This is a genomic window from Paenibacillus sp. FSL L8-0340 (assembly GCF_038593145.1).
Lineage (GTDB): Bacteria > Bacillota > Bacilli > Paenibacillales > Paenibacillaceae > Paenibacillus_AQ.
Genome location: NZ_CP151967.1, coordinates 6,795,513 through 6,820,434, shown reverse-complemented (window position 1 = coordinate 6,820,434; position 24,922 = coordinate 6,795,513). Strand labels below are relative to the sequence as shown.

Here is a 24,922-nt window from a genome sequence, read left to right as displayed (position 1 = left end):
AAGACACCTTTAACCGCCAGCTGGCGTGACTAAAGGCGTCTTTTTCAAATTATGCACGTCTTCATATGAGTAAATTGCATTATGTACAACCTGGAACAAGGTCAGAGAGAGCGCCCGGCGAAGGCTGGGGAAATGGGGGAAGAGCATGGTTAAGAAAAGCCTCGGACTGTTGCTATGCGGAGTATTGCTGACAGGAATAGGAGGCGGATCGCTTTCTGCGCAGGGGGCGCCGTTTCCGGATGGCTTGCAGACTGCGGGGAATGTATCGTCTTCAGGAAAGATCAAAGAAATAGGAAGTACCCTGACCGGCAGCAAAAAGAGTGCAGCCTCGATAACCGATCCGGTACCGCAAATTATCAAAGAGGTTTCCCCGTCGGTAGTAGGAATCATCGGCAAATATTCAGAAGATCGCTCTAATGCACCCAATGACCGTTTTAATCTGTCCCATGGATCAGGTATCATCGTCAGGGCAAACGGCTGGATTATTACGAATGCGCATGTGATGAAGGGGCTGCAGAATGCTGTGGTCGTTACATCGGACGCGAAGTCCTACAGCATCACAAATACGTATCTGGATGAGGTTAGTGATCTGGCACTGATCAAGATCAATGCCAAGGCATTAAAGCCTGCGAAGTTTGCACAAGCTGCTGCCAGCATTCAGGTTGGCGACAAAGTGATTGCCATCGGTACACCCATTTCCTTCTCGCTGCGAAATTCTGCTACGGTAGGGGTGGTCAGCGGTCTTAACCGTTCAGTGGATGCTGCCTATCGGCTCATCCAGAGTGATACAGCGATTAATCCAGGCAACAGCGGCGGTCCGCTCGTCAGCATGAAAGGCGAGGTGCTGGGCGTGAACAGTCTGAAATTTGCCGCAGTAGGCGTAGAGAATATGGGATTTTCTATCCCGTCTGATACGGTGCAGTACATTATGAACCAGCTGTTCAAGTATGGTGAGGTAAAACATCCAAGTCTTGGCCTGGAACTGGAGGAAAGCTGGTCTGCTTTAGTGGGCCTGCCCTCCCAAGATCCATTAACAGTTACGAAGGTCATCTCTGCGGAAGCAGACAAGGCAGGGATTCTTGAAGGGGATGTTTTATACGCGATTAACGGCCACCGTGTCGGCTCCTTAGTGGATGTTAATGAACTTTTCAAAAGCTACGCACCGGGTGCGGTGGTAAATTTGCTTATGCAGAGCGACGGCGATATTGTTACCCGGAAGCTCACGCTTGGCCAGGGCGATCCCCTGATAAACAATGAAGAAGCTGATGTGGAAGGTGATGCTGATGGACAAGCGGAAGAGTAAAAAGGCACTGGGAAGAGAGGGGCGGAATAGGGACCGCAGATATACTTTTCGTGGTCTATCTACAATGATGCTTGCTCTGTTGCTGCTGCTGACTGTGCTCCCGGCCACAGAGGTGCACGCGGCGGAGAAAGCCGAGCTGCAGCTCACCCTTAAGGTCGGCAGTCCGGCTGCAACGGTGAATGGCAAGAAAATTACGATTAAGCAGCCTTTTATGAAGAATGGTACCGTCATGGTGCCGCTCGGCGTGTTTAAGAAAACATTTGGCAGCACGGTTTCCCTCGAACCCGGCGATGTGGTCAAGGTGATGTACGGACGGCATACGGGAACGATGGTGATAGGCAGCAGCACTGCCTGGAAGGATGGCGTCAAAATCAAACTTGCTGCACCGCCGCATATGGTCTCCGGGGTTTTGATGGTCCCGCTGAGGTTCGTGGCGGGAGTGCTGGACGCACGTGTAACTTCCGGCAGCAACGGTGAGCTGGTAGTGTCACTTGTGCCATCGGTCACTGAAGAAGAGGCGCCCGGGGATAGCGGCATTGACAGCGATGTCGGTAAGACCCGGATAGGGAACAGCTATTTTCAGTGGAGCATGAATTATCCTCCCGGTCTGGTAGTTGGCGACAGCGGCGGCAATGGAGGTGTGGCTACCTTTATGAATTCAGAGAATCAGTATTATCTGGAGGTTCATGCCTCACCGCAGGAGAATCCGGCAGACCCGGAACAATTGCTGGACGGGCTGCTCCGCTCGGCTGAGGAAGGCGGGGAAACGATTTTGGACCGGGAAACTTATCCGAATGCCGTTGTACCCTACGCGCGAATTGTCAGCAAGGATTCCAGCGGCGCACTGTGGGAGAACAGGCAATATAATGCCGGAGGGAGACTCTATGAGCTGTATCTGACCGATGACAATGCAGTAAACTATAAGGATTTTGATAAATATGCGGTGCTGTTGAACTCCTTCCGCCCAACCTTTGACCCGAATGATAAAAGCCAACGTGATCTCTCCACAGTAAAAAACGGGCTGCATGAAGGGTACAATGAGGACTACGGCATTGCGCTGCAGGTCCCGGCAGACTGGAGTATGGATGACCAGCATCTGTATTATGAGAGCAAAGAGGGGAGCTATTTGCGTGTGAAAGTGACATCTGCTCCGTCCGGTTCTACGCTGGAAACCTGGAGCAAGGAGTTGGAGGCGCAGATTCGGGCCAACTATGTGGACGGGGCTTATACGATTAAAGATAGCACGTCTGCAAAAGTTTCCGGTCAACCGGCGCGGGTCATTGAAAGTCTGCTGAACCCGGGCAGCGGCTGGATTACGAAATATCAAACCCTGCTGTTGAAGAATGGGCACCGCTATTACGTAGAATATGTGGTAGTTGCCGGTCAGGATGAGGACAAGGCACGGTTCAAGGATATTTTAAGCTCAATTGATATTGATTTTGAATTAATAAAAGAGAACTTCGGGCGGCTGGAAACAGATGACTATCCGGTACTTTACGCTAAAACAGTCAACAAAAGCTCCAAAACCTATGGCTACAGCATTCATATTCCGTCATTATGGACAGCTGTCCAGGATGTCTTTGAAACCCAGAACGTAGAGTACCGCTTCACCGGAGGGCGTTTCCAAATCACTGTGAGCCCCGAAGGTTCGGCAGAGTACACTGTGAGCCAGCTCCAAAGCTACTATCAGAACACGAAAAATGACCCCAAAGGCCCGCAGGTCGAACGTGTGGAGGACATCACCTTTGCCGAAGTTCCAGCCACAAGCCTTACTGTGCACCAGAGCAAAAACGGCATTCCTTACCGCACCCAGCTCATCGTTTTCAGCAACAATGAACGGGTCTATACCCTCACTGTCACGCTAAATGACGCTAACGCAACGCCTGAGCAGCAGGCTCTCATAGACAAGACGCTGAAGTCTTTTGTGTTGGCGGGGGAGGAAAAATAGGCAGGGCATGTTGAGGAATAAGGAATCAATAGTAAATAGGATAATTATTGCAGACGAAGAACGTCCCAAGTTGCCAATTATGGCTGGGGCGTTCTTTTTTTTATGAAGAAATGAGGAGGAACAGGGGAACGGCGGGGACGTTTGGCTAGAAGACATCTATATGCCGAAAAAACTTCTGCTGCAAAATGTCTGGTGGCCACTCTTGGCCTGGAATGGTGATGGTTACCAGAGTCATGTCAAAAATATGGACAGAGAGATTCAGATACTCTTTGAACCGGGACACTTTTTTATCAGGGCTGGGTTGAAGAAATATTCATTTCTCCTTTGACGATGTGCAAGGCGGAAGGGATGGGTTAGGAATAAGTTCGGTTTAAATAATCCGGTTAAAGTCCTTTCCCTGTATAATTTCTGGCAAATCAATGGCGCAAGGCTGTGATATTTGATACAATTAATAAGTTAAAGAGATGGAAATGACCCGTCCATAGGACGGTTTGGGAGGATATAAATGAACGAGCAAGGAATACGCAGGGAAGACGTGGAGCTGTTGGCTCCGGCAGGTGACTGGGAGTGCATGCGTGCAGCGGTGGCAAACGGGGCAGATGCTGTCTTTTTTGGCGTAGAGAAATTTAATGCACGGGCCAGAGCAAACAACTTCCGCTCGGAGGAGCTGCCGGAGATTATGGCATTCCTGCACAGCTATGGCGTGAAGGGGTTTCTGACCTTTAATATACTGGTGTTTGAGAACGAGCTGGCAGATGCAAAAGAATTAATTGATGCCTGTGTAGATGCGGGTGTGGATGCGGTGATTGTACAGGATTTGGGGCTTGTCAAAATGATCCGCGAGATTTCTCCGGACTTCCCGATTCACGGTTCGACGCAAATGACGATTACTTCACCGGAGGCAGTGGAGTTTACGAAGCCCTTCGGGCTGGAGCGTGTAGTGCTTGGCCGAGAGAACAATCTGAAACAGATTCGCACGATCGGTGAGCAGGCCCGCCTGCCGATGGAAGTTTTCGTGCATGGAGCACTATGTGTGTCCTATTCAGGGCAATGCCTGACCTCGGAAATGTGGGGGGGACGTTCCGCGAACCGCGGGGAGTGTGCCCAGGCCTGCCGTTTGCCGTATGACCTGATGGTCGACGGTGAAGTGAAGCCGATGGGTGATGTAACCTATCTGCTGTCTCCTAAGGATCTGGCGGCCATTGATCTGATGCCGGAGCTGATCGAAGCGGGTGTGACCTCTTTCAAAATAGAAGGCCGTCTCAAAACCCCGGAGTACGTGGCAAACGTGGTGAGCAAGTACCGTAAGGCTATTGACCGGTATTTTGACGGGAACTGGTCTCCGACCTCTAAGGAAGATATCCGTGAGCTGCAGCAGAGCTTTTCCCGCGGCTTTACGCATGGCTTCCTTGAGGGAACAAACAACAAAAAGTTGGTTGACGGGACTTTCCCGAAAAGCCGTGGTGTGTATATGGGCACGGTGGAGCAAATTCTCCGTGATGGCGTAGTTTGCCGCATTCATGCTCCGCTTAAACGCGGAGACGGCATCGTGTTCGACGCCGGTGATCCGACCAAGAAGGAAGAAGGCGGACGCGTGTATGACCTGCGCCGCAAAGGCGTGAAGCTTGAGGGCGAAGCCGGCGAAGGCTGGATCATCGACATTGTGCCTGGTCGCAACGATGTGGATTTGCGCCGCCTGCATGTCGGTGACCGCATCTGGAAGACCAATGATCCGGCGCTCGACAAGGCGCTGCGCCAGAGCTACGAAACCGAGAAGCCGTACCGCGTCTTCCCGGTTCATGTCAAGGTGGAAGGCCGCGCAGGAGAGAAGCTGGCTACATGGTGGACGGACGTGCAGAAGGACGTGACTGTCCGTGTGGACTCGGAGCTGCTGCTGGAGACTGCGCAAAAGCGCCCGATGGACGCCGCCCTGCTGGAAGAACAATTCGGCCGCCTGGGCGGGACCGTGTTCCAGCTTGAGGCGCTTACGTCGCAGCTGGAAGGCGACGTGATCGTGCCTATGCGCGAGCTGAACAGCATCCGCCGCCAAGCGGTGGAGCTGCTTGCCGGCGAGCGCCCGAAACCGCCCGTCTACGTGAAACGGGCGGTAGAGATCTATAGCGACGCTTCCCGCAGGGACGTCGCTGCAAGCGGTGATGCGGAGCTCACCGCGCTGTGCCGCAGCCTGCCGCAGGTGCAGGCTGCCCTCGAAGCCGGCGTAAGAAGCATTTACGCCGACTTCGAATTTATCAAGCAGTTCCCGGCAGCGGTAGACGCTGTCCGGGCTGCGGGGGCCAGCATCACGCTGGCCACGCCACGCATCCATATGCCGGGCGAGAACGGCTATCACGCCAATATTCTGCGCCTGCAGCCGGATGCTGTGCTGGTGCGCAATACCGGCGCGCTGTATTATTATCTGCGCCGCCGCATGGAGCAGCCGGATGCTGTGCATCCGCGGCTGATTGGCGACTTCTCGCTGAATATCGCCAATCATAAGGCGGTGGATCTGTTCCTGGAAGCGGGCTGCGATGTGGTCACGCCTTCTTATGACCTGAACATTCAGCAAATGGTTGATCTGCTGGGCCGCAGCGACACCTCGCGGATGGAGGTTGTGATCCATCAGCATCTGCCGATGTTCCACACCGAGCACTGCGTGTACTGCACCTTCATGAGTGAAGGCACAGACTATACGAACTGCGGACGCCCTTGCGAGGAGCAGCGTGCATCTCTGCAGGACCGGATCGGCATGTCCCATCCTGTCCGCGTGGATGAAGGCTGCCGCAATACCGTGTACAATGCGGTTGAACAGTCAGGCGCGGAATACTTGAACAATTTCCGCGAACTGGGCGTTTCTTCTTTCCGCGTCGAATTTCTGGAAGAAACACCGGAGCAGGTTGCCGAGGTCATTAGTCTCTACTCCCGTGCGCTCCGTGGTGAAATCTCCGGCACGCAGGTATGGAAGAACCTGAAAGCCACCAACCAGCTTGGCGTTACACGTGGACAGCTCGTCAACGCGAAGTAAAGAAGAGTAGGACTGGCTTACCAATCCCATGGTAACCCAGTCCCTAGCTCCGATTCTATGCAGAGCCAGTGTGGCAAAGGAGGGGTGATGAATCCTCCATGACGCACTGGCTCTTTTTGTCTGCAGGATTATTCTTACAGGAGGATTAACCATTTAACTGCCAAAAACCATCCATAACTGCTATAATCAAAATAATTATGCATTTTACCATATCATCTAAAACCGGAAAAAGAAAAGAATACGAAGGAGCTATATGATGAAGATCCGTAAAGCGATTATTCCCGCTGCCGGTCTCGGAACCCGTTTTTTGCCCGCGACCAAAGCGATGCCCAAAGAAATGCTGCCGATTGTAGACAAACCAACGATTCAATATATTGTAGAGGAAGCCGTTGCTTCCGGCATTGAAGACATCATCATCGTGACGGGTAAAGGCAAGCGCGCGATTGAAGACCATTTCGACAACTCATTTGAGCTGGAGTTCAACCTGGCTGAGAAACAGAAGTGGGAGCTGCTGGAGTCTGTGCGCAAATCCTCCGAAATGGCTGACATTCACTATATCCGGCAAAAGGAACCGCGCGGACTAGGACATGCTATCTGGTGCGCCCGCAAATTTATCGGGAATGAACCGTTCGCTGTATTACTCGGAGACGATATTGTTGAAGCGGACAAACCTTGCCTTAGACAGATGATTGAGGTTTACGATCAATATAAATCCTCCATAGTTGGAGTTCAGCCGGTGCCTTGGGAAGAGGTATCCCGATACGGTCTTGTAGATGGTACACCCTTGGCTGAACGTGTCTACAAAGCCAACCGGCTGGTAGAGAAACCGAAGCGTGAGGACGCACCGTCCAACCTGGCAATCTTGGGACGTTATATACTGACTCCGCGTATTTTCGATATGCTCGGAGAACAACAGGTTGGAGTAGGCGGCGAAATCCAGCTTACGGATGCTATTGCCCGTTTAAGCGAAGTGGAGCGGATCATCGCCTACGACTTTGAAGGCAAACGCCATGACGTCGGCGAGAAGATGGGTTTCATCCAGACGACGATTCATTATGCGCTCCAGCATGAGGAACTTAAGGAAGGTTTGCTGCAGTATCTCCAGGAAGTGATCCAGAGCGAGGCTCAGAAAGTCGGTAATTAACTGAGTCCGGTACCCTTATATCTGAGCACGGCATTTACCATAACATAAAATAAATAAGAGCGTTCCGCTGTCTATAACTGCGGGACGCTCTTATTTATTTTTCGAACTAAAGACTTATAAGACGATGTTCATAGTTCCCATTGCAGCGGGCGCTGGTTCCATATGCAATATCGCCCGCTGCCTTGTTGTCCTGTTAATTACTCTTGAAATGATGTGCTTGCAATTTCAGTAATTCTTTCAATTTCCGCAGGATCAGCAGCGATTAGCTTATTATACACATCCTGATCGAGAGCGGTGTTGGCCTTTTGTTGAGCAGCAAGGTACCAACGGGCAATTTCGCGGTTAGTAGCATCAGTATAATTCTCACTCAATCCAAGCTTCAATGTTGCGGCAGCAACCTGAGTTTGACCTGCCATGAACTGAATTCGGCCTGCATTCAAAGAAATTACTGAAGGAATGGCCTGGCCCTGCAAGTCTGTCGTTATCTGACGATAGGCTTCGAGGCCGATCTTAAGATTAAGCTGTTTAACATCGTTATTCTTTTGAGTGAAAGCCTGTTGAGCCAGCTCGTAGGAACGGCTAATAAGCGCGCTATACCAGTTCGTATCCCAGAGGGTGGCACTGTTTACGATATCAGCATAGTTGTCGTTAAAGCCTAGTTTTAACGTTGCTGCCGCAGTATCATTTTCTCCAGCGAGCAACTGCATTCTGCCGATATTTAAAGCAATGTTTGGGGTGATCGAGAATGGACGGCCTTGCAGCTGCTCAGGAGGCAAAGTTTTCAGGTGTTCCACTCCATCAGCCACATGCTTGTAGGCATCAAAGCCACTATTCAGGTATTCCTGCTTTTTAGCTTCATCCTTTTGCACACTTGCTGCATTTGCAAGCGCTTGGGACCGGCTGATTATTGTCTCATACCAATCAATGTCCCACACAAATTTATCGGCATTATCAAGGTAGACGCCCAGGGCAAGATCGCTCTGCCCCTTAAGGTCATAATATCCGACTAATTGCTTCAACAAATCCTTATTATAAGGCTCGTCCTTAAGTGCACGTGAAATTACAGTGTAGGCCTCCTCCAGATACTGCCCATCTTGGGTTTGGCTAAAGACTTGCTGATCCATGGACGATAAGTATATCGCCGATTCCGGGTGGAATGGACGGTCTTTCAGGGCAGCTACCAAAGGTACTTTAATTTCCTCATAAGATTGGCTGACGCCGATCAGTTTTTTGGCTTTCATTGCGTCATTGCTGGATCCGATATAGCTTATCGATATAAAGACCAGATAGATGGTGCCGATGGTGAGTACAGCCAAGTAGCCGATACGCAGTCCGGGTTTACTCCAGCCACGGCGAAGCGGTTTGCTGTCCATGACAGCGGCCATTCCAGCCAGTCCAAGGAAGACAAGGATCCCCATAAAGGCATAGCTTAGGTTGAAATCCAGCAAGCTGTGGACGAGAATGGACAAGGCGATAATCAGGAAGAAGAAGCCATTATCAAATTCATCTTTCTCCCGTTTCACATAACTGCGGATATATTTATAGAAAATGTATCCGATGAAGCCCATAAATACGATGAATCCGACAATTCCAACCTCAATCAGATATTGGAGGAAGAAATTATGCGCCTGGCGGCTGGTATAAGGGTTATTCTGATAGTGCTCATAGAGAGAAGCCCAGCCTCCGCCTCCCGCGCCCAGAATCGGATAATCTTTAACAACCTTAAGAGCATCTTTATAGAAAGTGAACCGCTCTAGTACACTGTGCTGCTTGAAGTTGATATTCTCCAGCCGCGTTTCAATATTATCCGGCAGAACACTACGGACGCTTGTACCAATGAGCAGGAAAGCCGCCATTCCAACAAGCAAGATCGATACCAGTGGAAGCCACAGCCCGGAAAACTTACGGGAAGACATGCCGGATAGCTTTGCTTCCAGCCAAGGTGCAACAACACGCTGAACCGCCCACCCAAGAGCAGCAACGACAGCAGAGGCCCCAAGCAGGTACGCCCAAGCTTTAAGAGCAGCCCCTGAAGTGAAGCTGGTATTCAGTTCTAGTCCCAGCGTAGTCAGCGGATTTGTAACGAGCAGGGCTGCAAGGCCGGAAATGGCAATGTGGATAATCCAGAGAATTTGCTGAGCAGGTTTCAGGAACAGCAGCAGCAGGATGAATACCACAGGCAGCATGACGAGCCCGCCACGGGACAACGTCAACAGCAGCGATACAATAATGGGCACAAGCATAAATCCGTGAGTCAGCGTACCGTACCATTTTTTAGAGCGGACCAAAGCAAATACGGCCACAAAGAGAAAAGCCATCAGGAAGGCTGCATAGGTATTTGCGTATTGGAATATGGAAGTCAACCGAAGACCATTGGAATCGGTCATAACCGCATCCAAATATTTACCATTACTTACGGTATTGGAGAACCAGCCAACCAGACTGCCGGCAAATTTCGAGCTGCCAAGCCAATTCAATAGTCCGAATCCCACAATAAAGTAAGCAACCGCCAGGACAGCGTTTTGGATGACAACATTTACTTGCTTTTGCTTCAAGAGATATAACGCTATAATGAATATTGCAATGTACATGCTCTGAATTAACAGCAGGTTCATCGCCATATAATGCGAGGCTGCACCAAATAGTGACAAAGCATACGTTATTGGAAGCAGCAGTGAGGCAACAGCCAGCAGATCGCGCTGCTCCTCAAGCTTGAATTTATTGAAGTAGAGGCCCATCCACACCAATAACATCAGGCCGCTAAGCAGAGCAGACACATAGACCGGTTTTTCAAAATCAATCTGTTGTCCGTTAAACACCCCCACCTGAAACGGGGTCCAAACCAAAAACACAATAAAAGCGACAACTAATGCCCATATGGGGCTGGATATCTTTTCAACATTTCTCGACTGAACAGCATTTTTTCCGTATACTGGTTTAGACACGTTTTAATCTCCTTTTCTTGTAGGTACGTGGATATTTTAGCATAGCATATGGGCAGAGTCAGTAAAAATCGAGTTTTGAAGATGATTTAGAAAAGAGCTAAAACAAGTAAAATTATACTCAAATAAAACTATGAAAGCTAATTTCCATGAAAGGAAGATTGTTTATGAAAGGAATTATACTGGCTGGGGGGTCTGGAACCAGACTTTATCCTTTAACGATTGCAATATCAAAACAAATTATTCCAGTATATGATAAGCCGATGATTTATTACCCTTTATCAGTGTTGATGCTTGCAGGAATTCAAGAAATCCTCATTATTTCAACACCAAGGGATATTAATGGTTTTAGGGAATTGTTTGGTGATGGTTCACATTTAGGGTTGAACATTTCATATGCTATTCAAGAAGAACCAAGAGGACTTGCGGAGGCATTCATTATCGGTGAAGAATTCATTGGCAATGAACCTGTCTCTCTAATTTTAGGAGATAATATTTTTTATGGTCAAAGTTTTGGACGGTTTCTTCAAGAAGCAGCAGAGATAAAGAGCGGTAGCACTATTTTTGGTTATTTCGTAAAAAATCCTGAAGCATATGGCGTGATTGAATCAGATGAGAATGGAAAGGTTATTTCAATAGAAGAAAAACCTGACACCCCCAAGTCAAATTATGCAGTGCCAGGTCTTTATTTCTACGATAACCAAGTAGTGGAAATTGCAAAGAGCATCAAGCCATCCGCAAGAGGGGAGCTTGAAATAACAGAAGTGAATAATGAGTATTTGCGCAGAGGAATGTTGAATGTCAAACTTCTTGGAAGAGGGATGGCATGGATGGATACTGGAACTCATGATGCAATGCTTGAAGCGAGTAATTTTGTTGAGGCAATACAGAAGCGGCAAGGGTTATACGTTGCTTGTATAGAAGAGATTGCATTTAAAAAGAAATATATTACAAAAGAACAACTATTAGAGCTGGCTAAGCCACTTCTGAAAACAGATTACGGAAAATATTTAGTAATGGTAGCAGAAGATTTTATATAACTATTCATTTTTAGTTAGAAAATTTCAATAAAAATAATTATTCTTATCAGGAGGGAATTATGGGACAATTTTTATTTCATAAGACTAATATTGAAGACCTTGTTGTAATTGAGCCGCAAGTATTTGGAGATAGTCGCGGATACTTTATGGAGACATATAATTATAATGATTTTAAGAACACAGGTCTGGATATGGTATTTGTTCAAGATAACCAATCCAAATCAAAAAAAGGGGTGCTTCGAGGACTTCACTTTCAAACCCAGTTCCCACAAGGAAAGTTAGTACGTGTTCTCTCCGGTGAAGTATTTGATGTCGCCGTTGATTTGCGAAAGGGATCACCCACATATAAGCAGTGGCATGGAGTTCTACTATCTGGAGAAAATAAAAAGCAGTTTTATGTACCTGAGGGGTTTGCTCACGGCTTTGTTGTATTATCTGAAGAAGCTGAGTTTGTTTACAAATGCACAAATTATTATCACCCAGAATATGAGAGTGGTATCCTCTGGAATGATCCGGAACTGAACATTGATTGGAAGATTAAAGATGTGGATGTTTTGCTCTCAGAAAAGGATAAGAAGCTCAAAACACTGGCGGAATTAGGATTATAATTTTTTGTTAGCAAAAAAGTATTCAAATAACAACTAAGGGGAAGAATGAATGTCTACAAATCATGGGATTAATAATGATAATACTACATTAGATGCTGGGATGGCATTTTCAAAAACTATATTGGTAACAGGTGGTGCAGGATTTATTGGAAGTAACTTTGTGTTGCAGATGGCTGCGAAATACCCCGATTATAGGATAATTAATCTTGATGCATTAACTTATGCAGGTAATTTAGATAACCTTAAGAATATAGAAGGAAACACGAACCATGTATTTATTAAAGGAGATATCTGTGATAGTGAGTTGGTTAACAGGATTTTTGAAGAATATGAGCCAACTTCAGTTGTGAACTTTGCTGCGGAGTCGCATGTTGATCGAAGCATCGTTGATCCGCAGGTTTTCCTGAGAACAAATATTATGGGGACACAGACGTTATTGGATGTCTGCAAAAATCATTGGTCAACTAGATCGGATACAAAATATGTTCAAGTATCCACTGATGAAGTTTATGGCTCTCTTGGGGAAACTGGTTATTTTGAAGAAACGACTCCATTAGCACCAAATAGTCCATATTCTGCAAGTAAGGCTTCTGCTGATATGTTTGTTAGAGCCTACTATGAGACTTTTGGATTGAATATTTCGATTACAAGATGTTCAAATAATTATGGACCTTATCACTTTCCTGAAAAATTAATTCCTCTAATTATCTCAAATGCACTTGAAGATAAAGAAATCCCTGTCTATGGGGATGGCTTAAACATTCGGGATTGGCTATTTGTAGAAGATCATTGTAAAGCAATTGATTTAGTTCTACATAAAGGTAAAGCAGGTGAAGTGTATAATGTTGGCGGACATAATGAGAAAGGGAATATTGATATAGTTAAACTTGTTCTGAAAGAACTAGGGAAATCCGAGACTTTAATTAAATATGTCAAAGACAGAGCTGGACATGATAGAAGATATGCCATTGATGCAAGCAAAATTAAGCGGGAATTGGGCTGGGAACCTGAAGTTATGTTTGATGAGGGTATATTGAGAACAATTAGATGGTACTTGAATAATAAGCAATGGTTAGACAATGTTAAGAGTGGCGACTATAAAGAGTATTATTCTAAAATGTATAACGAAAAATAACACTTAGGTATTTGTAATACCATTTAGGAGAAAAAATATGAGAGTGCTTGTAACCGGTGCTAACGGTCAACTTGGGCATGATATGCTTTTATGTTTAAGTAGGCATAATATAGACTGTTTGGGCGTGGATAAGGGGGATTTTGATTTAACTGAATTGGAAGTAACTGCTCAATTTATTAAAGAGTACAAGCCTGATGTTCTAATTCACTGCGCTGCGTTTACCAATGTGGATTTAGCTGAAAGTGAGATAGAGAAGTGCTATGCGTTAAATGTAGATGCGACAGCTAATATTGCTCTTCAATGTAAGTTGGTTGGTTCGAAATTAGTCTATGTTAGTACAGATTATATCTTTTCTGGTGAGGCTGAGAAACCTTATGAAACGGGTGATTGGGCAGAACCAGTCTCTGTTTATGGCAAGACCAAATTATTAGGTGAAAAATCGATTCAAGAAAATATGGATAAATACTTTATCGTTAGAACTTCATGGTCGTTTGGAGTGAATGGCAATAATTTTGTAAATACCATGTTACGCCTTGGAAGTGAAAAAGAAGCTGTAGATGTAGTATGTGATCAGGTAGGGTCACCTACTTATACAAAGGATTTAGCTGAGGGTATCGTTAAAATGATCAGAACGTCTAACTACGGAATTTATCATGTAACTAATGACGGATTCTGCAGTTGGGCTGATTTCGCTGTTGAAATATTTAGGCAGTCTGGACTAAAGACAAAGGTCAATTTTATTACATCTGATAAATTCCCTTCCTTGGCCAAGAGACCCAAAAATTCAATGCTTTCCAAAAAGAGCCTTTGTGAAGGGGGATTTCAGCTCCTGCCAGAGTGGAAGGATGCTTTAAAACGCTACCTGACGGAGGTAGAGTTTAGGAGATCAGAATAAAATAAATGTTAGGGAAGATAAAAAATGAAATATTTTGATAATTTTTGGAAATATAAAGGTTTGTTAAAGGAATTTGTGGTAAGGGATTTGAAGATAAAGTATCGTCGTTCAGTACTAGGATATTTATGGAGTTTATTGAATCCTTTGCTAATGATGATCGTGATGACCGCAGTCTTTTCAAGTATATTTCGATTTGATATTCCTAATTTCCCGATCTATCTCCTTTCAGGTCAAATTATTTTCAACTTCTTTTCTGAAGCAACTACCGTTGCAATGAGTTCAATTATAGGAAGCGGCGGATTGATAAAAAAGGTATATGTCCCCAAGTACATATTTCCTCTTTCGCGTGTGATTTCTTCCTTCGTTACATTATTATTTTCTTTGGTTGCTATTATTATTGTAGTTATTGCTACTAATGTGAAACTTACGCCACTAGTGCTCCTATTCCCACTTCCTCTTATATATGTATTTATATTTGCCACAGGGATAGGGCTTATTATGTCGGTGCTTGCCGTCTATTTTAGAGACATGTTACATCTTTATTCGGTATTATTATCAGCATGGATGTATTTAACACCTATTATTTATCCAATAAACATAGTTCCTGATTACGTAAAGGGCATTATATATGCTAATCCAATGTATTATTTTGTGCAATCATTTAGAGATATAATATTGTACAATCAATTACCAAGTATGCAGACTAATTTGATGTGTATTGCTTTTGCTCTATCTGCATTTTTAATAGGATTAATAGTATTCTATAAAAATCAAAACAAATTTGTATTGCATATTTAAACTTTACGATGTGAAAGGGAAAAATTATGTCACACTATGCAGTAGAAATACATGATGTCTCAATGCGGTTTAACTTAGGACGGGAAAATATCACAAGTCTTAAAGAATACATGATTAGATTGCTGAAAAAAGATATTACAAGGGATGAATTTTATGCTTTAAAGAACGTTTCATTTAATATTGAACGAGGAGATTCTTTTGCCATATTAGGAAGTAATGGATCCGGAAAAAGCACATTGCTAAAAATAATATCGGGTATCTTTAAACCAACAATAGGAGACGCAATCGTAAAAGGAAGTGTGTCCCCATTAATCGAATTGGGCGCAGGTTTTGATATGGAATTGACTGCTAAGGAAAACGTCTTCTTAAATGGAGCGCTGTTAGGCTACTCGAAGAAGTTCTTAATGGAAAATTATGATGATATTATCGATTTTTCGGAATTGCATGATTTTCAAGATGTTCCTCTAAAGAATTTTTCATCTGGAATGACAGCTCGGTTAGGCTTTTCAATTGCAACTATTGTGAAACCGGATATTTTAATAGTGGATGAGATACTTTCAGTAGGTGATTATGCATTTCAAGAAAAGTGCGAACAAAGAATGAATGAACTTACAGCAGGCGGAGCTACCCTTATCTTGGTTTCACATTCAATTGATCAGGTCAAAAAGGTTTGTAGAAACGCAGCTTGGATAAATAAGGGCGAGCTAATGGGTGTAGGACCAGTAAATGAAATCTGTGAGTTGTACAGTAACCATTAAGAAATAAAAATTCAAGAGGAGTGTATATTTTGCTTATCAATAAGACAATTGTTGTTACTGGAGCTGGAGGATACATCGGTCGATTTGTTGTTAAATGTCTGTTAGATCTAGGTGTGAATGTTACAGCCATTGATTATAATACGGAAAAAATTGATGACCGAGCTAACAAAATGGAGGTCAATATATTCTCAGATAATGCCAATATATATGAAGAACTCGGGAGCCCCGATTGTTGTTTGCATTTAGCTTGGAAGGATGGATTTATTCATAATTCCGATGCCCATTTAAAATTCTTGCATTCTCATTATAACTTTGTAAAAAGAATGGTGGATGGAGGCTTGAAGCAAATTGTTGTCATGGGGACAATGCATGAAGTGGGATACCATGAGGGGGAAATCAATGAGAACACCCCAACTAATCCCCATTCTTTATACGGTATAGCCAAAAATAGTTTGCGTCAGTCACTTGAAGTATTGTTGAAAGATAAAGATGTTGTATTTCAATGGCTACGGGCGTTTTATATTTATGGAGACGATTTGAATAATAAATCAATTTTTTCTAAAATCATCGAAAGTGTAAACGAAGGGAAAGAAACATTTCCTTTTACGACCGGAAAAAATAAATATGATTTTATAACTGTTGATGAGTTGTCACTCCAAATAGCATTAAGTGCAATTCAAACAGAGGTCACTGGGACCATTAATTGTTGTTCTGGTAGTGCAGTATCATTAGCAGATATGGCTGAAAAGTTTATCGAACGTAACGGTTATTCTATAAAACTTGATTATGGTGCTTACCCTGATCGTCCTTATGATTCTCCTGCGATTTGGGGGAATAATGTGAAAATTCAGGAGATAATAAAGAACTTTAAAGCAATACAATAAATAAATGATTTTGTATTTGGATGGGGGAAAAGGTTTGTTACTATCAAATAAAAAAAACATTAATAGACTAGGGATATTCTTTTTTTATGATAAAGATGGGATAGTTGATAATTATATAACTTATATGCTGGAAGACATGAAAAAGAATGTCTCTGATTTGCTCGTTGTGTGCAATGGAAAGGTAACTCCCGAAGGTAGACAGAAGTTACAAGAAATTACCGAGGATGTCTTTGTACGTGATAATACAGGCTTTGATGTGTGGGCATACAAAGAAGGTATGCAGTACTATGGATGGGATAAACTTAGAGAATATGACGAAGTTATCTTCTTTAACTTCACTATTTTCGGTCCTTTGTATCCATTCAAAGAAATGTTCGATTCAATGGATGAAAAAGATGTGGACTTCTGGGGAATAACTACGTATCATGGAGCTCCTTACGATCCATTTGGTAAAATTAAATATGGTTATCTTCCAGAACATATCCAATCTCATTTTATTGTTGTGAGAAATGATATGTTAGTTAGCTATGAGTTTAAGAAGTATTGGGATGATATGGGGCCTATTACCTCTTATGAGGAAGCTATATGTTACCATGAAGCGATATTCACTAAAACCTTTAATGATAAAGGTTTTAAATGGAAAGCTTATGTAGACACCTCGGACATGTTAAAACATTCTCATGCACCAATACTAATGGCGGCATTGGAATTGGTGAAAAATAGAAGCTGTCCTATAGTTAAAAGAAGATCCTTTATTCATCATTACGCGGACTTCCTGAACTATACTACGGGGGAGCAGTCCGTCGATATCTATGAGTATATAAGGGATAATCTGGATTATGATGTAAATTTGATTTGGGATAATATACTACGCGTGAATAATCAGGCTGACATTAAAAGAAGCCTTCACCATAATTATATTCTCCCTACAAATATGGTCAAACCTCTTGAAGTATCTTCTAATAATAAAAAAGTAGCATTAATAATGCATATTTATTTTGAGGATTTGATAGACTATTGTTTCAACTACGCACAATCAATTCCTTCGTATGCAGATGTATATATAACAACAAATACTGAGAAGAAGAGAAAGCTTATCCAGGAAGTATTCAGCAAGCTTGAATGTGCTAAATTAGAAGTTATTGTTATTGAAAATAGAGGACGAGATGTTAGTTCGCTATTAGTGGCTAGCAAAGATTTCTTACTTAATTACGACTATGTCTGTTTTGCACATGATAAAAAAACTACTCAAGTAGAGCCGCACTCTGTTGGTGAGTCATTCTCATACAAATGCTTCGAGAATATTTTGCACAACAGAGCGTTTGTAGAGAATATAATTGATACCTTCGAGGAAAATCCAAGATTAGGGTTATTAACTCCACCGCCTCCTAATCATGCGCATTTTTATTCAACAATTGGTTCTGAATGGGGCGGGAATTTTCAGAACACTGTAGATCTTGCAAAGAAACTTAAATTAAAAGTAAGTTTAAACCCAAACGATGAGCCTACTGCTCCTTTGGGAACTATGTTTTGGTTCAGACCAGCTGCATTAAAAACACTTATAAAATATGATTGGAAGTATGAAGACTTCCCGAAAGAGCCTAATCAAAATGATGGGTCAATTCTACATGCGGTTGAGCGCATCTATCCTATAGTTGCACAACATGAAGGATACTATTCTGGATGGGTGCTGGCAGATTCCTTTGCGAGAATTGAGATCACTAATCTTTATTATATGATACGAGAAATTAATAAGGTGTATTTCGATAAATGTGGACCAACAATTCATTACTCGATGGTTACCAATATGAAAAAAAACATGGTGATAAAATTATCATATCTTCAAAAAATAAAAATGAAAATGAAGAAGACATTACCAAAACGCAGTATAGATATATTAAAGAATGTAAAGTTTAGAATGATGAGGAAATAATATTGCATAGGGGAAACGATATTACAGTTGCATAAACGGAAAGAGGCATACGAATGGTTTTTAGTTCATCAGTTTTTTTATTTTTCTTTCTGCCAATTGTATTGTTAGTCTATTATCTACTAAAAATTGAATACAGAAATGCTTTTCTTTTACTTGCTAGTTTGATTTTTTACGCTTGGGGAGAACCGGAATTTGTATTTGTTATTATTCTATCTATACTAATAAATTATGTTTTCGGTATAGCAATACACTATGCGCGTTCTCTTAATGCTAATTTTAGCAAGATTATGATGCTTGTTGGAGTTGCAGCAAACTGTGGACTTTTATTTTACTTCAAATATTTCGATTTTTTTATTACGAGTATAAATCAACTTTCAGGAGCAGATCTGGCTTTAAAGCATATCATCTTACCCATAGGGATTTCTTTCTTTACCTTTCAAGGTCTTTCTTATGTAATTGATGTTTATCTCTGTAAAGTTAAAGTTCAGACAAATCTCTTAAAGTTTGCTTTATTTAAAGCGTTTTTCCCACAACTTATTGCTGGTCCTATTGTTAGATATGTCGATGTGCACGATCAAATAGATGACCGTATAACTACCGTAGATGATTTTGCATACGGTATAAGGCGCTTCGTAATGGGTTTGGGGAAAAAGGTGATTATTGCAAACACCTTGGGACAGGTAGCGGATAATATCTTTAGCCTTCCGCCTCATCAAAACACATTAGCTACGGCCTGGATTGGAGCGATTTGTTATGCTTTTCAAATCTACTTTGATTTCTCTGGATACTCAGACATGGCAATCGGACTTGCAAGAATGTTTGGATTTAAATTCAAAGAAAATTTCGATTTTCCGTACATCTCTAAATCAATAACTGAATTTTGGAGAAGATGGCATATATCTCTTTCCTCATGGTTCAGAGATTATTTATATATTCCTCTTGGCGGTAATAGAAGAGGCAATGTATATGTTAATTTGCTTATTGTATTTATTGTTACAGGCTTATGGCACGGTGCAGCATTCAATTTTATTGTTTGGGGTTTATGGCATGGTATGTTTCTCATTATTGAACGTTTTTTCAAAAAGAAAAAACAATTACCTATTCCGAAGTTCATTTCTTGGTTATACACTTCAGTAGTTGTAATTATAGGCTGGGTATTATTTAGAGCCTCCAATTTATCCGAGGCGGTTGAGTATCTGAAAGTAATGTTTGGAATTCAGCCTTCATATGATGTCGGGTTTAGTGTTGGATATTACTTGAATCCAATGGTTATCACACTGCTATTAATAGCGTGTATTGCATCGATGCCTATATCTAAATATTTAAGGGACAACGTAGGAGGATTCGAAGAACAAACTATTTTTAGCATGGTTACCCAAAACATCTACATTGTTATAATTTTAGTTTTGTGTATGATGTTCCTAGCAACCTCGACATATAACCCATTTATTTATTTCAGATTCTGAAGGGGTCTTTACATGAAAGCATCAAAGTTTTTAAATATCTCAATTGTGGCAATCTTTATTGTGGCAATCGCTGTTCCGTTAATAACGGTTAATAAAACTTCGGGAAAGATATCTGTTGCTGAAAATAGGGCACTGGCTGGATTCCCAAACTTTAAAACGGCTGAGGGAAGTCTGAACACTCATTTTATTAAAGATTTTGAAAATTGGTTTAGTGATAATATGGGCTTGAGAGATAAGCTTGTTATGACTAATACTAAGCTTCAATATAATCTTTTTGGTACATTGACAAAAAAAGATACTCTGATCGGTAAGAATGATTGGTTATATTATGTCAATTCCGATATTCTTAAAGATTATCAGAATTTAAATCTCCCAACTAATGAGCAACTTGTAAATTGGGGAGCATCGTTAAAGAAGATAGATAACTACTTACAAAAAAAAAACATTCCATTTATAACTATGCTAAATTTGGATAAGAAAACAATTTATCCTGAGAATTATCCAAATACGATAAAAAAAGTAGGTCATGTTTCAAGGACTGATATGATTGAAGAATATTTTTCAAAGGATACTTCTTTGAATTTTTTCACTCCTCAAGAAGCGCTGATAAAGGCTAAGGAGAAGGCTACTGTATACTCTCCAAATTATGATAATGCTCACTGGAATTACTATGGTTCTTTTATTGGATATCTAGAACTTATGAATAAAGTTAAAAAATATTATCCTAATGTAAAGATTCTATCTTGGGAAGATTATAATATAACAAAATATAATCGCAAAACCAAAATTTACAATTCTATTTCATTTTCTGAAGAAGACTATGGACTTAATTATACTAAACAACCTACTTCAGTCAGAACATATGGCCTTTTAGATAACTTGAATCTTACTTATAGTAATGAAGCATACACTTACAGCAACAGTAACAAAGCCTTGCCCAAAGCACTTATCGTAGGAGACAGTTACTTCTATGGATTTTTAATCCCTCAATTCGCTGAGAGTTTTTCGGAGTTAACCTTTATACATGCCGACAATATCGATCGATTGCAAAGCTTTGTGGATCTTGTACATCCGGATATTGTTATTTACGAAAATGTTGAAAGAATGTGGGATCACACTATGGGGATCTTGGAGAATTCAAAGGAACTGATGGTGGATTATAGTGAGTTTTCTCATTTACCTAAGTTGGGTAATCCAGATGTCTGGATTGATTATTTTAATAATCAGCCAGTATCGGAACAAAACAAATTTGTCATAAACAACAGTAGTGAAACAGTTAATATTATTGGGTGGGCATTAGATAAGGAAAATAATAAAGTTGCCGGTGGAGTATTTCTAAAAGTAGGCGATAAATATTATGCTGGTAATTATGGAATTCCACGTGAAGAGGTAGCTGCCACTTATAATAATTCAAGTCTCACGGAGAGTGGTTTTACATTCAATATTAAAACTAGTGAGTTAATAGAGCAAAAACAGGTTAGCTTAATTGTGATTTCAAATGATTTGAGTCATCAATTTTCCCCTATAGGAATAGATATTGAGATTAAATGATGATTAAAATTTAGGTTGTAAAGAAACTCAGGTCATTTTTAGACCATGGGTTTCTTTTTATGTTATAGGTATTATTTTTAGAAAATGAAGAAAAATCCTCCTTTTTCGCTATTTTTTGGATATATTTACTCTACCCATTGTTAGGACGTGTATGCTCATGGGCCGGGCTTGCGTACAATTGGAGTAGCAAAACTGTGGCAATTTCGTTCAAGGGTCTTCTTAGTTGACACATGTTTAACACATATTCGAGAAGATACAATTCAACTCATTTTGTGAATCATGAATTCTGAATCACCACTAATCCATCCATAGAATAGTATATGTAGAAATGCTTATTATGATTGGATAAGGTGAAGACTATGGAAATATTAGTTACCGGCGGAGCCGGATTTATCGGCAGCAATTTTGTAATATACATGCTGCAGCAGCACCCGGATTACCAGATCGTGAACGTGGATGCGTTGACGTATGCGGGGAATTTGGAGAATTTGAAGTCGGTGGAGGGCAATCCGAATTATACGTTTGCCAAAGCGGACATTACGGATGTAGAGGCGATGGACACACTGTTCAGCCAGGGAGTCGATATCGTAGTCAACTTCGCGGCGGAATCACATGTGGACCGGAGCATTCTGGAGCCGGATGTGTTTGTGAAGACAAATGTGCTCGGCACACAGGTGCTGTTGGATGCAGCAAAGAAATATAGTGTGACTAAATTTGTTCAAGTGTCTACAGATGAGGTGTATGGAACGTTAGGAACCACGGGACTCTTTACTGAAGAAACTCCACTTACTCCAAACAGTCCTTATTCCGCCAGCAAAGCGGGCGGAGATTTGCTTGTGCGTGCCTACCACGAAACCTTTGGATTGCCGGTTAATATCACCCGCTGTTCTAACAACTACGGGCCATACCAATTTCCGGAGAAGCTGATCCCGCTCATGATTTCCCGTGCGCTTGCTGATCAGGCACTGCCGGTTTATGGCGATGGAATGAATATCCGCGACTGGTTGTATGTAGAAGATCACTGCAGTGCAATTGATCTGGTTATTCATGAAGGGGTAAACGGTGAGGTCTATAATATTGGCGGCAATAATGAGCGCACAAATGTGCATATAGTGAATACTGTGCTGCAGGAACTGGGCAAACCGGATTCTCTGATTACTTACGTGCAGGATCGTCCCGGACATGACCGCCGCTATGGCATCGACCCAACCAAGATTACCAACGAGTTGGGCTGGAAGCCAAAGCATACATTTGAAACCGGCATTAAAGAAACCATTCAATGGTATTTGAATAATAAAGAGTGGTGGACCCGTATTCAATCCGGTGAATACCAGAAATATGCCGAACTTCAGTATGGCAGCCGTTTGGGGGATTCGCTGTAATGTCGAAGATGAAGGTATTGGTTACGGGTTCCGCTGGACAGTTGGGGCAGGACCTTGTACTTTTGTTGCAGCAGCAAGGACATGAGGTTCTAGGCTGTGACCGTCAGGAGATGGATATTACAGATCTCGATCAATGTACTGAGGTTATCAGCGGGTTCAGTCCGGATGCTGTCATTCATTGTGCCGCCCATACGGCGGTGGATATTGCGGAAACTGATGTGGATGCCGCCTATTTAATTAATGCCACTGGAAGCCGCAATGTAGCACTGGCTGCGGAGAAATCCGGAGCCAAGCTGGTATACATTAGTACGGATTATGTTTTTGATGGCATGGGAACTCAGCCTTATCATGAATATGATAATACGGATCCGCAAAGTATTTATGGCAAGTCAAAGCGGGCAGGAGAAATCCTGGTGCAGTCTTTGTCCTCGAAATTTTTCATCGTACGTACATCATGGGTGTATGGCAAATATGGCAACAACTTTGTGAAAACGATGCTGAAGCTGGGACAGGAGAAGCCGCTGCTGCAGGTAGTAGACGACCAGCAAGGTTCACCTACCTACACCGTAGATTTGGCCCGTTTCCTGCTTGAGCTGATTCAAACGGAGAGATACGGAATTTATCATGCCTCTAACAGTGAGTCTTGCACCTGGTATGAGTTTACACAGGCAATTTTCGCAGAGGCAGAAGATATTCTGAGTCTGAAATTCACAGCAAAGCTAGAGCCATGTGCTACAGAACAGTTTCCACGCCCGGCACCACGTCCGCGCAATTCGGTAATGGAGCATTTAGCCATCCGCACGAACGGGTTTGCAGATATCCGGCCTTGGCGGGCCGGACTGAGGGACTTTTTGCTGGAACTGAAATAGATAAGCGCAAACTAAGCTCCTGAACCGTTATCGACGGTCGGGAGCTTTTTGCTGCTGTAACGACTGTTCACATAAACATGTTTTATAGTGCTAAAATTATGCCTTTTATTTCACTTTGTTCCTCCTTTAAGGATACCATCATTCCAGGTAACATAGCCGCAACCTGTTGTTTTCGTTATAATAATGTGTAATAGCTTCAGAACCATAATGAATTCAAGAATCCGAGGATATTTATGAATAACAAAACAGTCAGTGTACATATTGTTACCTTTAACAGTGCGGATGATATTATTGATTGTCTGACGGCAGTACTCGCCCAGGATTATCCGGTGAAGCAGATTGTGGTGGTGGATAATGCCTCAACAGACGGATGCGTGGAAAGAGTGAGGGGGTTTTATCAAAAGATCGAAGAGACGGGGGTTCCTTCTCTTGTTCTCATAGAAAATAAGATTAATACTGGCTTCGCCCCCGCTCATAACCAGGCCCTGGCGGCAACAGATACAGATTATGTACTTGTGCTTAACCCGGATCTGACGCTTGAAAATAGTTATATTTCCAGGCTTATCTTGCAGATGGAGTCAAATCCGCGTATTGGCAGTGCTACTGGCAAGCTTTTGCTCAAAGCTGATCACTCCCTTGTGGACAGCACAGGTCTGCGGATGAATAGAGCCCGGCGTGCCTTTGACCGCGGTGCAGGAGATCCCTCCACAGACTGGCTGGAATCTGGTTTCGTATTTGGCGTATCTGGGGCCGCAGCGATGTATTCACGCCGGATGATTGAAGATGTCAGCATTGAGGGGGAGTTCTTTGATGCGGATTTCTTCGCCTATAAGGAGGATGTGGACGTGGCATGGCGGGCTGGGCTGTTCGGCTGGTTGGCTTACTTTGAAGCAGAAGCCATAGGCTACCACGAACGTGGCTGGAAACCTTCCGGCCGGGACAGCAAACCGGTGTTCATTAGGCGGATTTCGTATATTAACCGCTACAAGATGATCTACAAGAACGAGCCTGCCGGCACGCTGCTTCTCACTTTGCTGTATTCACTGCCGTATGAGCTTGCCGCACACGGTTATACACTGCTTAAGGAACGCCAATTGCTAAAGGCCTGGTCTGCTTTTTTCCAACAACGGAGACATCTTAAACAGAAACGGCGATATATACAAAATAAAGCATCCAGGAAACCGGACGCGTAAGGTAATTTACTGGCACGGGAAATCTGTAAATACCTCCCTAATTAGGCTCCG

18 protein-coding genes are annotated in these 24,922 nt (G+C 42.8%); 17 read left to right on the top strand and 1 reads right to left on the bottom strand.

Features of this window, described 5'->3' with window-relative positions; all coding sequences use genetic code 11:
- Positions 1-145 precede the first annotated feature (145 nt).
- From NST07_RS31315 to galU, 4 genes are all read left to right on the top strand, one after another.
- Positions 146-1,303: a trypsin-like peptidase domain-containing protein gene (locus tag NST07_RS31315; protein ID WP_341096698.1), complete on the top strand. Its 1,158-nt coding sequence runs from the start codon at positions 146-148 to the stop codon at positions 1,301-1,303.
- On the top strand, positions 1,254-3,251 hold the full coding sequence (locus tag NST07_RS31310) for a stalk domain-containing protein (protein WP_341379962.1): 1,998 nt from the start codon (positions 1,254-1,256) through the stop codon (positions 3,249-3,251). The genes NST07_RS31315 and NST07_RS31310 overlap by 50 nt, the downstream gene beginning before the upstream one ends.
- Before the next feature lie 505 nt (positions 3,252-3,756).
- Positions 3,757-6,273, top strand: a complete 2,517-nt coding sequence (locus NST07_RS31305; RefSeq protein ID WP_342480723.1) for a DUF3656 domain-containing protein — start codon at positions 3,757-3,759, stop codon at positions 6,271-6,273.
- A gap of 256 nt (positions 6,274-6,529) precedes the next feature.
- A complete protein-coding gene (galU, locus tag NST07_RS31300) occupies positions 6,530-7,417 on the top strand; it encodes a UTP--glucose-1-phosphate uridylyltransferase GalU (RefSeq protein WP_341096692.1) in 888 nt (295 codons plus the stop codon).
- Positions 7,418-7,614: 197 nt separating this feature from the next.
- On the opposite strand, the gene NST07_RS31295 is transcribed toward galU, so the two are convergent.
- Positions 7,615-10,362: an O-antigen ligase family protein gene (locus tag NST07_RS31295; RefSeq protein ID WP_341096689.1), complete on the bottom strand. Its 2,748-nt coding sequence runs from the start codon at positions 10,360-10,362 to the stop codon at positions 7,615-7,617.
- A gap of 164 nt (positions 10,363-10,526) precedes the next feature.
- Here NST07_RS31295 and rfbA point away from each other — a divergent pair, with 164 nt between their 5' ends.
- The 13 genes from rfbA to NST07_RS31230 all read left to right on the top strand — a co-directional run bounded on the left by rfbA (position 10,527) and on the right by NST07_RS31230 (position 24,871).
- Positions 10,527-11,399: a glucose-1-phosphate thymidylyltransferase RfbA gene (gene rfbA / locus NST07_RS31290; RefSeq protein ID WP_341096686.1), complete on the top strand. Its 873-nt coding sequence runs from the start codon at positions 10,527-10,529 to the stop codon at positions 11,397-11,399.
- Between the two features lie 59 nt (positions 11,400-11,458).
- Entirely contained in the window at positions 11,459-12,007 is a 549-nt protein-coding gene (gene rfbC / locus NST07_RS31285) for a dTDP-4-dehydrorhamnose 3,5-epimerase (protein ID WP_341096685.1), read from the top strand.
- 100 nt (positions 12,008-12,107) lie between these two features.
- Positions 12,108-13,142: a dTDP-glucose 4,6-dehydratase gene (gene rfbB, locus NST07_RS31280; RefSeq protein ID WP_341097800.1), complete on the top strand. Its 1,035-nt coding sequence runs from the start codon at positions 12,108-12,110 to the stop codon at positions 13,140-13,142.
- A 37-nt stretch (positions 13,143-13,179) separates the two neighbouring features.
- Positions 13,180-14,037 carry a dTDP-4-dehydrorhamnose reductase gene (rfbD, locus tag NST07_RS31275; RefSeq protein ID WP_341096683.1) on the top strand — a complete coding sequence of 286 codons (858 nt, stop codon included), beginning with the start codon at positions 13,180-13,182 and terminating at the stop codon, positions 14,035-14,037.
- A gap of 24 nt (positions 14,038-14,061) precedes the next feature.
- Positions 14,062-14,835, top strand: coding sequence for an ABC transporter permease (locus NST07_RS31270; RefSeq protein ID WP_341096682.1), 774 nt, complete (start codon positions 14,062-14,064; stop codon positions 14,833-14,835).
- A gap of 26 nt (positions 14,836-14,861) precedes the next feature.
- Positions 14,862-15,593: an ABC transporter ATP-binding protein gene (locus NST07_RS31265; RefSeq protein ID WP_341096680.1), complete on the top strand. Its 732-nt coding sequence runs from the start codon at positions 14,862-14,864 to the stop codon at positions 15,591-15,593.
- A gap of 29 nt (positions 15,594-15,622) precedes the next feature.
- Entirely contained in the window at positions 15,623-16,477 is an 855-nt protein-coding gene (locus NST07_RS31260; protein WP_341096678.1) for an NAD(P)-dependent oxidoreductase, read from the top strand.
- 136 nt (positions 16,478-16,613) lie between these two features.
- A complete protein-coding gene (locus NST07_RS31255) occupies positions 16,614-18,410 on the top strand; it encodes a rhamnan synthesis F family protein (RefSeq protein ID WP_342480722.1) in 1,797 nt (598 codons plus the stop codon).
- A gap of 53 nt (positions 18,411-18,463) precedes the next feature.
- Complete coding sequence (locus NST07_RS31250) at positions 18,464-19,876, top strand: MBOAT family protein (protein WP_341096674.1); 1,413 nt, start codon at positions 18,464-18,466, stop codon at positions 19,874-19,876.
- A 12-nt stretch (positions 19,877-19,888) separates the two neighbouring features.
- Positions 19,889-21,427, top strand: coding sequence for a hypothetical protein (locus NST07_RS31245; RefSeq protein WP_341096672.1), 1,539 nt, complete (start codon positions 19,889-19,891; stop codon positions 21,425-21,427).
- A 359-nt stretch (positions 21,428-21,786) separates the two neighbouring features.
- A complete protein-coding gene (rfbB, locus tag NST07_RS31240; protein ID WP_341096671.1) occupies positions 21,787-22,809 on the top strand; it encodes a dTDP-glucose 4,6-dehydratase in 1,023 nt (340 codons plus the stop codon).
- 8 nt (positions 22,810-22,817) lie between these two features.
- Entirely contained in the window at positions 22,818-23,678 is an 861-nt protein-coding gene (rfbD, locus tag NST07_RS31235; protein ID WP_341097799.1) for a dTDP-4-dehydrorhamnose reductase, read from the top strand.
- A gap of 233 nt (positions 23,679-23,911) precedes the next feature.
- Positions 23,912-24,871, top strand: a complete 960-nt coding sequence (locus NST07_RS31230) for a glycosyltransferase family 2 protein (RefSeq protein WP_341096669.1) — start codon at positions 23,912-23,914, stop codon at positions 24,869-24,871.
- Positions 24,872-24,922 lie beyond the last annotated feature (51 nt).

Coding starts and splice junctions, on each gene's coding strand:
- NST07_RS31315 (WP_341096698.1), top strand. CDS start 146: ATGGTTAAGAAAAGCCTCGGACTGTTGCTATGCGGAGTATTGCTGACA.
- NST07_RS31310 (WP_341379962.1), top strand. CDS start 1,254: ATGAAGAAGCTGATGTGGAAGGTGATGCTGATGGACAAGCGGAAGAGT.
- NST07_RS31305 (WP_342480723.1), top strand. CDS start 3,757: ATGAACGAGCAAGGAATACGCAGGGAAGACGTGGAGCTGTTGGCTCCG.
- galU (WP_341096692.1), top strand. CDS start 6,530: ATGAAGATCCGTAAAGCGATTATTCCCGCTGCCGGTCTCGGAACCCGT.
- rfbA (WP_341096686.1), top strand. CDS start 10,527: ATGAAAGGAATTATACTGGCTGGGGGGTCTGGAACCAGACTTTATCCT.
- rfbC (WP_341096685.1), top strand. CDS start 11,459: ATGGGACAATTTTTATTTCATAAGACTAATATTGAAGACCTTGTTGTA.
- rfbB (WP_341097800.1), top strand. CDS start 12,108: ATGGCATTTTCAAAAACTATATTGGTAACAGGTGGTGCAGGATTTATT.
- rfbD (WP_341096683.1), top strand. CDS start 13,180: ATGAGAGTGCTTGTAACCGGTGCTAACGGTCAACTTGGGCATGATATG.
- NST07_RS31270 (WP_341096682.1), top strand. CDS start 14,062: ATGAAATATTTTGATAATTTTTGGAAATATAAAGGTTTGTTAAAGGAA.
- NST07_RS31265 (WP_341096680.1), top strand. CDS start 14,862: ATGTCACACTATGCAGTAGAAATACATGATGTCTCAATGCGGTTTAAC.
- NST07_RS31255 (WP_342480722.1), top strand. CDS start 16,614: ATGAAAAAGAATGTCTCTGATTTGCTCGTTGTGTGCAATGGAAAGGTA.
- NST07_RS31250 (WP_341096674.1), top strand. CDS start 18,464: ATGGTTTTTAGTTCATCAGTTTTTTTATTTTTCTTTCTGCCAATTGTA.
- NST07_RS31245 (WP_341096672.1), top strand. CDS start 19,889: ATGAAAGCATCAAAGTTTTTAAATATCTCAATTGTGGCAATCTTTATT.
- rfbB (WP_341096671.1), top strand. CDS start 21,787: ATGGAAATATTAGTTACCGGCGGAGCCGGATTTATCGGCAGCAATTTT.
- rfbD (WP_341097799.1), top strand. CDS start 22,818: ATGAAGGTATTGGTTACGGGTTCCGCTGGACAGTTGGGGCAGGACCTT.
- NST07_RS31230 (WP_341096669.1), top strand. CDS start 23,912: ATGAATAACAAAACAGTCAGTGTACATATTGTTACCTTTAACAGTGCG.